This is a genomic window from Intrasporangium sp., assembly GCF_030452765.1.
Lineage (GTDB): Bacteria > Actinomycetota > Actinomycetes > Actinomycetales > Dermatophilaceae > Intrasporangium_A.
The window spans coordinates 32,960-42,934 of the sequence record NZ_JAKDLO010000013.1; the positions used below are offsets into that span (position 1 = coordinate 32,960).

Here is a 9,975-nt window from a genome sequence, read left to right on the forward strand (position 1 = left end):
CGATGGACAAGTTCGAGACTCACACCGGCGTGGGTGTGCCGCTGCGTCGCGGCAACGTCGATACCGACCAGATCATCCCGGCCGTCTATCTCAAGCGCGTCACGCGCACCGGCTTCGAGGACGGCCTGTTCGCCGCGTGGCGTGCGGATCCCTCCTTCGTCCTCAACAACCCGGTGTATGCCGCCGGGTCGGTTCTCGTGGCCGGCCCTGACTTCGGCACGGGGTCGAGCCGCGAGCACGCCGTCTGGGCGCTGATGGACTATGGCTTCCGCGTCGTCATCAGCTCCCGGTTCGCCGATATCTTCCGTGGCAACAGCGGCAAGGGTGGTCTGGTCGCCGCAGTCGTCTCGCAGGACAACGTCGAGCTGCTCTGGAAGTACCTCGAGAACCACCCCGGAGCACAGATCACCGTCGACCTTGTCGCGCGGACCGTGACGGCGGGCGACATCGTCGCGCCCTTCGAGATCGACGACTACACCCGCTGGCGGCTGCTCGAGGGCCTCGACGACATCGGGCTGACACTGCGCCACGAGAGCGACGTGGCGCACTTCGAGCGCGGACGCCCCTCCTTCAAGCCAGTCACTTTCCTCGGCTGACCCGAGAACTGCTCCGCCACCAGCTCAGGCAACCGAGCGCCCTTGTCCATCAGGCGGATTCGACTCTGGCGGTCACTCTCGAGGTTGACCTGACCCAGCATCCGGACCTTTGCCAAGCCATGGCTCGCCCGGCAAACTCGTTGCGACACAACGAAAAACACGGTTCAGGGTGGTGGACCTTGGTCTTGCGTGCCTTTACGGTCGGAGGAAGCCGGATCCTTCCGGGCCCATTCGTCGGCTCGCCCGACACCGACATTCCTCTGGAGGGGAAGACGTGAACAAGGCAGAACTGATCGACGCCCTAGAAGTAAAGCTCGGAAGCAAGAAGGTCGCCTCCGATGCGCTCGAGAGCTTCCTCGACATCGTGATCCGCGAGGTGGCCAAGGGCGGCAAGGTCGGCATCACCGGCTTCGGCACCTTCGAGCGCGCCGACCGGGGCGCGCGGACCGGCCGCAACCCCAAGACCGGAGAGACGGTCAAGATCAAGAAGACTCGTGTCCCGAAGTTCCGCGCGGGCACGAACTTCAAGGAGGTCGTGGCTGGCAGGAAGAAGCTCGCCAAAGGTATCCCCGCGGCTTCGCGGGCCTCCGCCTCGACGTCGGCCGCGCCTGCTGCGCTCACCAAGACGACAGCAGGCAAGAAGGCTTCCGCGCGGAAGACCACGTCGGCTCGGGGTGCGGCGAAGGCGTCCACCACCAAGGCCGCTCCCGCGGTCAAGGCAGCCCCACGCACGACCAAGGCGGCAACGAGGAAGGCTGCGGCGCCGCCGAAGCAGACGGCGGCGAGCAGGTCGACGGCCAAGAAGTCCGCCAAGAAGTCGACGGCGGGCAAGTCCGCGGCCCGCTGAGCCGACGCCGATGTGAGCGCCGACCGGCCGGTCGGCCCTCACACCAGTGTCACCGGATCGCTTGCCCGGGTCCCACGCCGAGGATCCGCAACGCCGTCACTCGTTCGTCGGTGATCTCGACCGTGAGGCGCTGTCCGACACGGAGGTGTCGCAGCCCGCTCGTGGCGAACGCCGCAGCATCGAAGGGCAGTTCGACACCGTCGTCGCGAAGGACGCTCCCCGAGAGCCTGTCCGGATCGAAACTGTGGACGGTTGCCTGCACGGACTCCAACCTAGTCCGGTCGGCCTTGTCTCACGCCCCGGTCCGGTTCCCGCCGGGGTCGGCGTGCACGTCGGTGTGCACGAGGCCGAGGGCCGCGCACGTGGCCGGCCCGAGCCCGAGCCGCACCGCTGCCGCGAGGGAGACCGGGTCGTCGACGTCACGCCGCAGGCGTGGGAGATCCAGGTCGAGGCGCGCGGCGCCGGCGCCGGCATGCGCGGCGGCGCTGTCGGGACCGAACTGCGGGACGATGGCTTTGCCACCGCGCAGGACCGTGCCCGACCCCTCCTGGTCCGGGACGAACCACTCGGGCACACGCTCACCGGCCTCGAGCGCCGCTCCGAGATCACCCGGGGTCAGGCAGGGCAGGTCACCGAGCAGGACGGCGCAGGCCCATCCATCGGGCAGGCTGCCCAGACCCGCGCGGATGGCATGGTTCAAGCCTCCGCCGGGATCGGGCACGACATGGACTCCGGCGCCCGCCCAGTCACGTGACAGACCGGGGTCGGATGTCACGAGCCAGGTCCGATCCACCCCCACAGTTGCCACGACTGCCGAGAGGGTGTCGTCAGCGATGGCCCGACTGACACGGCTCCGCACGGCCCCGGGCAGAGCGAGTCGGGACTTGCCGGCCCGGGTGTCCTTGACCGGCACGACGATGTGCCAGCAGCGCGTCGGTTCAGAGGGGTTCGCCATCCGCATGGTCCACGAATTCTCCCACTCACCGCAGCCGTGCTCGACAGCCCGGTCGTCGAATGGAGAGACTGAGGCTCACACTCGCGCCCAGTGGCGCCCGACCCAGGAGGTCCAAGTCGTGAGCGAAGCACGTGCCAAGGTGCCGATGACCTACCGCGCCCTCGCCACGTTCCTCCGACCGCTGCTCATGGCAACGACCAAGCGGGACTGGCGCGGTACCGAGCACTTCCCCACGCACGGCGGCTTCGTCGTTGCGCCCAACCACATCTCCTACGTCGACCCCCTCGTGTTCGCCCACTTCATGTACGACTCCGGCCGACCGGCGTACTTCCTCGGCAAGGACAGCCTCTTCGAGATCCCCATCGTCGGGGGGGCGCTGCGCCGCTCCGGGCAGATCCCTGTCTATCGCAACTCTCTCAAGGCCGCCGGTGCCTACCAGGCCGCGGTCGCGGCGATCCGCGCGGGCAAGCCGGTCGGGATCTTCCCGGAGGGCACGATCACCCGCGACCCGGGCCTCTGGCCGATGCGGGGCAAGACCGGGGCGGCGCGGGTGGCCCTCGAGACGCGGTGCCCTCTCATTCCCGTGGCGCAGTGGGGTGCCCAGGAGATCCTTGCCCCCTACGCCCGCAGGCCCAAGGTCCTCCCACGTCGGACGATCTCGATGGCTGCCGGGCCGGCGGTCGACCTGTCGGATCTCTACGACAGGCCGATCGACACGGCCGCGCTCCGCACCGCCACTGATCGGCTCATGACCCGAATCACCATGCTGCTCGAGGGGATCCGCGGCGAGCATGCTGCCGGGGAGCGGTACGACCCGCGCAGGCGCGGGGTGCCAGAGACCGGTGATCCCACAGGACCTGCGGGCCCGGGTCATCCGGCCCCCCGCGACGACACGAATGGAGACCAGTGATGGTTCACGTCGCAGTCATGGGTGCAGGCAACTGGGGGACCGCCTTCGCGGGGATCCTCGCCGATGCCGGTGGGACCGTTCGGATGTGGTCGCGCCGACAGGAGATCGCCGACCAGATCAACTCCGGGTGCAACCTGGAGTACCTGCCCGGTCTGCAGCTGTCCAAGGCGATCGAGGCGACGGTCGACCCCGAGCAGGCCTGCGCCGGCAGCGAGATCGTCGTGCTCGCGGTGCCGTCGCAGACCTTGCGTGCCAACCTCGAGACGTGGGGGAGGGCGGTGCCGGCAGGGGCACCGGTCATCTCCCTCATGAAAGGCGTCGAGCTCGGCACGACGATGCGGATGAGCGAGGTCATCGCCGAGGCAGGCCGGGTCGAGCAGGAGCGCATCGTCGTCGTCACAGGCCCCAACCTCGCCACCGAGATCGCTCTGCACCAACCGGCTGCGAGCGTCGTCGCCTGCAGCGACATGGGCGCTGCAGAGCGGGTCGCCGCCGCCGTGGCGACGCCGTACTTCCGCCCCTACACAGACCCCGACGTGGTCGGAGCAGAGGTCTGCGGGGCGACGAAGAACGTCATCGCGCTGGCGGTGGGGATGGCCGAGGGGCTCGGCTTCGGTGACAACACGAAGGCGACGATCATCACCAGAGGCCTGGCCGAGACCACCCGGCTGGGCATGTCGCTCGGAGCCGACCCGCAGACGTTCCTCGGGCTCGCCGGGGTCGGCGACCTCATCGCGACCTGCATGTCGCCGCTGTCGCGCAACCACAGCTTCGGGGTCCATCTCGGCCGCGGCATGTCCGTCGACGAGGCTGCGGCGCAGCTGCGCCAGACGGCCGAGGGGGTCAAGTCGTGCCAGTCGATCCTTGCCCTTGGGCACGACCGCGGCGTCGACCTGCCGATCGTCGAGCAGGTCGTGGCCGTGGTGCGGGATGGGCTGCCGGCCCACGAGGTGGGGCCAAAGCTCATGTCCCGCGACCTGAAGGCCGAGAAGCACAGCACCCCACACGCCCGCTGATCTCTCCCGGACGGGGAGTCAGCCCAAGGCGGCCATCAGGGCCCGGTCGAGGTCGGCCCAGAGGTCCTCGACGTGCTCGATCCCGACCGAGAGGCGAACCAGGTTCTCCGGCACCGTCTCCGGCTCCGAGGGGTGTCGGCGACGTCGCTCCAGCTGCGACTCGACCGCACCGAGGCTCGTCGCATGAAGCCAGATCCGGGTTGCTGCACAGACCCGTTCGGCCGCGGCGGCGTCGCCCGCGACCTCGATCGAGAGCATCGCCCCGAACCCCGGGTAGCGCACCCGGGCGACGGCTGGGTGGCCCTCGAGCCGAGCCGTGAGCTCGGCTGTCGAGGCACAGGCTCGCTCGAACCGAACGGCAAGCGTGCGCAGCCCACGCAGCGCCAGGAAGACCTCCATCGGCCCGGCGATCGCGCCGTGCAGCGTCCGGTAGCGATGCAGCCGAGCACCGAGGTCGTGTCCCCGTGCGGTGTCGGGGACCACGGTTGCGCCGAGGATGACGTCGGAGTGCCCCGAGAGGTACTTCGTCACGGAGTGGACCACCACGTCCGCGCCCAGTTCGAGAGGACGACACAGCAGCGGGGTGGGCACCGTGTTGTCGACGACGCTGATCACGCCGAGCTCGCGCGCGCGGGCCAGGATCGGCGCGAGGTCCACGACATCCATGAGCGGGTTCGTGGGCGACTCGAGCCAGAGGAGGTCGGCGCCCGGCAGCGCCTCCAGGAACCCGGCCGTGTCGCTCGCGTGACGGCGCACGACGGTCGTCCCGGTGGTTTCGAGCTCGCGCAGCACGTCACCCGTCTCGTAGTAGGTCGCGTCCGTGACGAGCACGGTGCCGCCCCGGGGTGCGAGCGAGAACGCAGCGGTGATCGCGGCCATCCCGGAGGGATGCACCAGCGCGTGCCCGCGCTCGAGCTCGCCGAGGGCGGCTTCGAACGCCGACCAGGTCGGGTTCCCGCCCCGCGCGTAGATGACCGGGCCGTCGGCGGCATACGTCGAGGTGAGCTCCACCGGCACATTCGCTGACGCACCGGCCTCACGTGGTGGGCGCCCGGCGGCCACCACGAGCGTCTCGATCCGAGTGGCTGCCTCGTCGTCAGAGCGGGAGGTGTCCTTCATGCCGTCAGGCTAGGGCCGCCGTGCGGAGGCCGGGATAGAGTCTCGTCTGATGACCACGGACCAGCCCACGCCGCCCTCCCGTCCGCGTGTCGCGATCGTCTTCGGGGGGCGCTCGTCCGAGCACGCCGTCTCGTGCGCGACGGCCGCCGGGGTGCTGCGCGCCATCGACCGTGACCGCTACGACATCGTCCCGATAGGGATCGCCCGCACCGGGGAGTGGGTGCTGGTCGCGGACGAGCCGCATCGCCTCGAGCTCACGGCAGGCCACACGCCGGCGGTCGAGGCCGGCAAGGAGCAGGTCATGCTCCCGCTCGGGGCCGGGGACCACGCGCTGCGCGTGATCGAGCCCGGCGAGGTGCCGCACGAGCTCTGCGACATCGACGTCGTCTTCCCCCTGCTGCACGGGCCGTTCGGTGAGGACGGCACGATCCAGGGCTACTTCGAGCTGACCGACGTGCGCTACGTCGGTTCCGGGGTGTTCGCCTCGGCCGCGGGCATGGACAAGCACTACATGAAGGTGCTCTTCGCGGGCCATGCGCTGCCCATCGGCCCCTACGCGGTCATCACCGACCGCGCTTGGCGCGCCGATCGCGCCGCCGCGATGGACGCCTGTAACAGCCTGCGCTACCCCGTCTTCGTCAAACCTGCCCGCGCCGGGTCGAGCATGGGCATCTCGAGGGTCGCGGATCCATCCGACCTCGAGGCGGCGATCGAGGTCGCCCGAGAGCACGACCCGAAGGTCCTCGTCGAATCCGGGATCGTGGGCCGCGAGATCGAGTGCGCGGTCCTGCAGGGACACGGCACCGATGGGCCGCGCACCTCCGAGGTGGGTGAGATCGCGGTGCGCGGTGGCCGCGCCTTCTACGACTTCGAGGCGAAGTACCTCGCAGAGGCTGACGTCGCCCTGACCTGTCCGGCCGACGTGCCGCAGACCGTGGCCGACGAGGTGCGTCGGGTGGCCGGGGCCGCGTTCGAAGCCCTCGGCTGTGAAGGTCTCGCGCGGGTCGACTGCTTCTGGACCCAGGATGGCCGCGTTCTCGTCAACGAGATCAACACGATGCCCGGCTTCACGCCGCACTCGATGTATCCGCGGATGTGGGCGGCCTCGGGCCTCGGTTATGCAGAGCTCATCGACGAGCTCATCTCGCTTGCGCTCGAGCGGCGCACCGGCCTGCGGTGAGCCCTCGAGCTCCGCGGGCCGGTTGGCGGCGGGCCGGCAGCCGCTGCCCAGCTCGGTCGTCAGGTGCACTGGCGCCCGTTCGACGGCAGCGCGCGGGCGGCGACGGTGAAGACCGGCAGCTGCAGCGGGGCGGGCCCGTAGCGTTGCGGGACGAGGACCTCGATGGCTGGGTCGGTCCCGTAGGTCGTCGCGGCGGAGCCGTCGCTCAACGAGCGGACGACCCAGTCGACCCCGTCGACCGTGACGCACGAGAGGGTCGTCGGGGCGAGGGGCGCCAGCCCGCAGCGGGCGATGATCGCCGGATCGCCCCAGGCCGCGACCGACGGAGAGCTCGACGACGTGTCGACCCGAGGCACACCGCTGACCTTGCCGGGCCATGGAACGGACCGGCAGGCCGGGCTGTCCGCGAAAGGCGCGGGCGAGACATCGACAGCTCTGGAACACCCCGACAGGACGTAGAGCACGACGACAGCGCAGACTGCCGCCGCCGTGCCTCGACTACGGGTTGAAGCGGTGGTCAGACGTTGACCACTGTGCAGGTCAGGGTCCGGGTGATGCCCTGGACGTCCTGGAGACGGGCGATGACGAGTCGCCCCAGGTCGTCGACGTTCGGCGCCTCGACCCGGGCGATGACGTCATACGGGCCGGTCACGTCCTCGGCGAGCGCCACCCCCGAGATGCCGCGCATCTCCTCGGCGACGGTCGCGGCGCGGCCGACCTCGGTCTGGATCAAGATGTAGGCCTGAACCACGGGGCACCTCTTCTTCATCAATGGCGATCAGGGACGGCCGGATGCTGGCAAGCCCGCCGTGCACTGACCGTACCCCGCCGAGGCGCTCCGCGTCGCGGTGAGCGGGGGGCGACATCGGGGCGGGACGGGGTGACATGGTGGACCCGTGCAGAGACGCTCCGGACCGCTCCTGACGGAGGGCACCGCCCTGACCCACCTCGACGAGGAGCAGATCCTCGCTCGGATCCTCCCGCTCTACGACCGGCCCGCATGGCTCGTCGTTCCGCCCGGGGACGACGCCGCAGTACTGCACACCTCCGACCGGACGATCGCGACCACGGACTCGATGGTTCTCGGTCGGGACTGGCTCGACGAGTGGTCGTCCGGTGCCGACGTGGGCCACAAGGTCATCGCGCAGAACCTCGCCGACATAGCCGCGATGGGCGGCCGTCCCACCGGCGTCCTGCTGACCCTGGTCATCGACCCCGCGGTGTCGATCGAGTGGGTCACCGACCTGGCGAAGGGAGTCGCGGGGGCGTGCTCACGGGCGGACGTGGCGGTGCTCGGCGGTGACCTGTCCTCGGCCCCGCCCGGGGTCGTCATGGTGTCCGTCACCGCGTTGGGCGTGCTCGTCGGCGAGCCGGTGCTCCGGTCCGGGGCGCGCCCCGGCAACCACGTCGCTGTGGCCGGTTCGCTCGGCCTGAGTGATGCAGGGCTGCGCCTGCTTCAGGAAGGTCGGCCCGAAGCCGATCCCGAGGCCGTCGCGGTGCACCGTCGGCCGCGTCCACCGCTGGATCAGGGACTGGCGGCTGTGGCGGCTGGGGCGACTGCGATGCTCGACGTGTCGGACGGGCTGCTTCGGGATGCCGGGCGGATCGCCCGGGCGAGCGGCGTCATCCTCGACCTCGACCCCACCGCGCTCGACGACGACATCGACCGGCTCACCCCGGTCGTGGGCGTGCAGGCCGCCCGTGAGTGCGTGCTGGCCGGTGGTGAGGAGCACGCCTTGCTGGCGACGTTCGTACCGGGGTCCGTGCCCGGAGGCTGGCGGGTCATCGGCGTCGCTCGTGGCATCGCGCCGGATGAGGGGCCCGAGGTCCTCGTCGGCGGGCTGAGCGAGACGCTGACCGGCTGGGACCACTTCCGTCCCTGATCCGCCGGGCGGGCATCACATCCCCCTCGAGCGGCACAACCGTCTCGTCGAGCCGGCAGCACATCCCCCTGGAGGGCACGCATCCGAACGCTGCCCACTCGTGGGTCGCCCGGCGCCGTTCGACGGGACGCGAGAGGGCCGACCCCCGTGACGGGAGCCGGCCCTCTCGGTGTGGAGGGTCAGCGCGCGACCTTACCCGCCTTGAGGCAGGACGTGCATACGTTCACGCGCTTCGGCGTCACACCGTTCACCTTGGTGCGGACCCGCTGGATGTTGGGGGTCCAGCGGCGCTTGGTGCGACGGTGCGAGTGCGAGATGTTGTGACCGAAGCTCGGTCCCTTGCCGCAGACGTCGCAGTTGGCAGCCACGGGTGATCTCCTGAAACTCGTCGTTGTGGTCATTGGTCCGTGAGCCCAGGGGCGCGGCGAACCGTGGAGGTGACGGTGGGATGTGCCGATGCGCGCAGGGCAACCGCTCAAGAGTAGCCGACGGCCGGGTTCCCAGCCAAAACGACCTGTCTGCGGCGTCGGATACCAGCTCTGCCGTGACGAGGAAGGATGGCCCGGGGAGGGTGACGCGCGAGGATCACTTCCCCTTACCGTGGATGACGATGCAGCGACGACCGATGACGTACCGCAAGGAGCGACGAGACGCGCCTGTCGGATTCTTCCAGGCCGAGGCGTGCGGGCTGCGTTGGCTCGCCGAGGCAGAGCCCGCAGGAGGCACCCGCGTCGTCCGTGTCCACGAGGTGGGGGAGCAGTTCATCGATGTCGAACAGGTCCGTGCTGTTGCTCCCACCCGTCAAGCGGCAGACGCCTTCGGCAAGTCCCTGGCCGTGCTGCATACGGCGGGTGCCGCGGCCTTCGGCACCCCACCCGAGGGCTGGCACGGGCCGTCCTGGATCGGTCGACAGCCACAGGCCAACGAGCCCGAGCCGACGTGGGGCCGGTTCTACGCCGAACAGCGGGTGCGACCGTTCGTCCACGCAGCCGAACGGGCCGGCCACCTCGGCACCCGGGCCGCAGATCAGCTCGACGACCTGTGTGATCGGATCTCCGGCGGCGAGTTCGATGACGACCGAGCGCCCGCACGGCTCCACGGCGACCTGTGGTCTGGCAATGTCGTCCACGCGCCCGACGGGGTCTGTCTCATCGATCCGGCCGCCCATGGTGGGCATGGGATGACCGATCTCGCGATGCTGATGCTCTTCGGCCTGCCCGGCCTGGACCGGGTCCTCGACAGCTACGCCGAGGCCGCGGCGTTGCCGACCGGATGGCGTGACCTGGTCGGCCTGCACCAGCTGCATCCCCTGGCCGTGCATGCCGTGACCCACGGTCGGTCGTACGGTGAAGAGCTCGTGGCTGTCGCGCGCCGCTACCGGTGAGCCCGACTGCTGCACAGTCGATCAGGGTTCCTGCACTCTCGATGACGACTGCTGCACTCTCGATGACGACTGCTGCACTCTCGAT

13 protein-coding genes are annotated in these 9,975 nt (G+C 70.0%); 7 read left to right on the top strand and 6 right to left on the bottom strand.

Annotated elements, in window-relative coordinates; all coding sequences use genetic code 11:
* Nucleotides 1-2: 2 nt before the first annotated feature.
* Together leuD and L0H79_RS03125 are read left to right on the top strand one after the other, a co-directional pair.
* Complete coding sequence (leuD, locus tag L0H79_RS03120; RefSeq protein ID WP_301483082.1) at nucleotides 3-596, top strand: 3-isopropylmalate dehydratase small subunit; 594 nt, start codon at nucleotides 3-5, stop codon at nucleotides 594-596.
* A gap of 274 nt (nucleotides 597-870) precedes the next feature.
* A complete protein-coding gene (locus L0H79_RS03125; RefSeq protein WP_301483083.1) occupies nucleotides 871-1,443 on the top strand; it encodes an HU family DNA-binding protein in 573 nt (190 codons plus the stop codon).
* A gap of 49 nt (nucleotides 1,444-1,492) precedes the next feature.
* Here L0H79_RS03125 and L0H79_RS03130 read toward each other — a convergent pair whose 3' ends face one another.
* Nucleotides 1,493-1,705: a cold-shock protein gene (locus L0H79_RS03130; RefSeq protein ID WP_301483084.1), complete on the bottom strand. Its 213-nt coding sequence runs from the start codon at nucleotides 1,703-1,705 to the stop codon at nucleotides 1,493-1,495.
* A gap of 30 nt (nucleotides 1,706-1,735) precedes the next feature.
* Nucleotides 1,736-2,398, bottom strand: a complete 663-nt coding sequence (gene cofC, locus L0H79_RS03135) for a 2-phospho-L-lactate guanylyltransferase (protein WP_301483085.1) — start codon at nucleotides 2,396-2,398, stop codon at nucleotides 1,736-1,738.
* 118 nt (nucleotides 2,399-2,516) lie between these two features.
* Here cofC and L0H79_RS03140 point away from each other — a divergent pair, with 118 nt between their 5' ends.
* The gene (locus L0H79_RS03140; RefSeq protein ID WP_301483086.1) at nucleotides 2,517-3,308 is read left to right on the top strand and encodes a 1-acyl-sn-glycerol-3-phosphate acyltransferase; all 792 of its coding nucleotides are present in this window, start codon (nucleotides 2,517-2,519) and stop codon (nucleotides 3,306-3,308) included.
* Nucleotides 3,308-4,324 (top strand): NAD(P)H-dependent glycerol-3-phosphate dehydrogenase, encoded by a 1,017-nt coding sequence (locus tag L0H79_RS03145; protein WP_301483087.1) that lies wholly within the window; start codon nucleotides 3,308-3,310, stop codon nucleotides 4,322-4,324. The genes L0H79_RS03140 and L0H79_RS03145 overlap by 1 nt, the downstream gene beginning before the upstream one ends.
* Before the next feature lie 18 nt (nucleotides 4,325-4,342).
* Here the strand turns inward: L0H79_RS03145 and L0H79_RS03150 are convergent, their stop codons facing one another.
* Complete coding sequence (locus tag L0H79_RS03150) at nucleotides 4,343-5,443, bottom strand: PLP-dependent aspartate aminotransferase family protein (protein WP_301483088.1); 1,101 nt, start codon at nucleotides 5,441-5,443, stop codon at nucleotides 4,343-4,345.
* 49 nt (nucleotides 5,444-5,492) lie between these two features.
* On the opposite strand from L0H79_RS03150, the gene L0H79_RS03155 reads away from it, so the two are divergent.
* A complete protein-coding gene (locus L0H79_RS03155; protein ID WP_301483089.1) occupies nucleotides 5,493-6,623 on the top strand; it encodes a D-alanine--D-alanine ligase family protein in 1,131 nt (376 codons plus the stop codon).
* Between the two features lie 59 nt (nucleotides 6,624-6,682).
* Here the strand turns inward: L0H79_RS03155 and L0H79_RS03160 are convergent, their stop codons facing one another.
* Nucleotides 6,683-7,087: a DUF3515 family protein gene (locus L0H79_RS03160; RefSeq protein ID WP_301483090.1), complete on the bottom strand. Its 405-nt coding sequence runs from the start codon at nucleotides 7,085-7,087 to the stop codon at nucleotides 6,683-6,685.
* 53 nt (nucleotides 7,088-7,140) lie between these two features.
* Nucleotides 7,141-7,374: an Lrp/AsnC family transcriptional regulator gene (locus tag L0H79_RS03165; protein WP_301483091.1), complete on the bottom strand. Its 234-nt coding sequence runs from the start codon at nucleotides 7,372-7,374 to the stop codon at nucleotides 7,141-7,143.
* A gap of 145 nt (nucleotides 7,375-7,519) precedes the next feature.
* Between L0H79_RS03165 and thiL the strand changes: the two genes are divergently transcribed.
* Nucleotides 7,520-8,506 carry a thiamine-phosphate kinase gene (gene thiL / locus L0H79_RS03170; protein ID WP_301483092.1) on the top strand — a complete coding sequence of 329 codons (987 nt, stop codon included), beginning with the start codon at nucleotides 7,520-7,522 and terminating at the stop codon, nucleotides 8,504-8,506.
* Between the two features lie 179 nt (nucleotides 8,507-8,685).
* Here thiL and rpmB read toward each other — a convergent pair whose 3' ends face one another.
* Nucleotides 8,686-8,874 carry a 50S ribosomal protein L28 gene (gene rpmB / locus L0H79_RS03175; RefSeq protein WP_301483093.1) on the bottom strand — a complete coding sequence of 63 codons (189 nt, stop codon included), beginning with the start codon at nucleotides 8,872-8,874 and terminating at the stop codon, nucleotides 8,686-8,688.
* Between the two features lie 242 nt (nucleotides 8,875-9,116).
* On the opposite strand from rpmB, the gene L0H79_RS03180 reads away from it, so the two are divergent.
* Nucleotides 9,117-9,890 carry a fructosamine kinase family protein gene (locus L0H79_RS03180; protein ID WP_301483094.1) on the top strand — a complete coding sequence of 258 codons (774 nt, stop codon included), beginning with the start codon at nucleotides 9,117-9,119 and terminating at the stop codon, nucleotides 9,888-9,890.
* The last annotated feature ends 85 nt before the right edge of the window (nucleotides 9,891-9,975 follow it).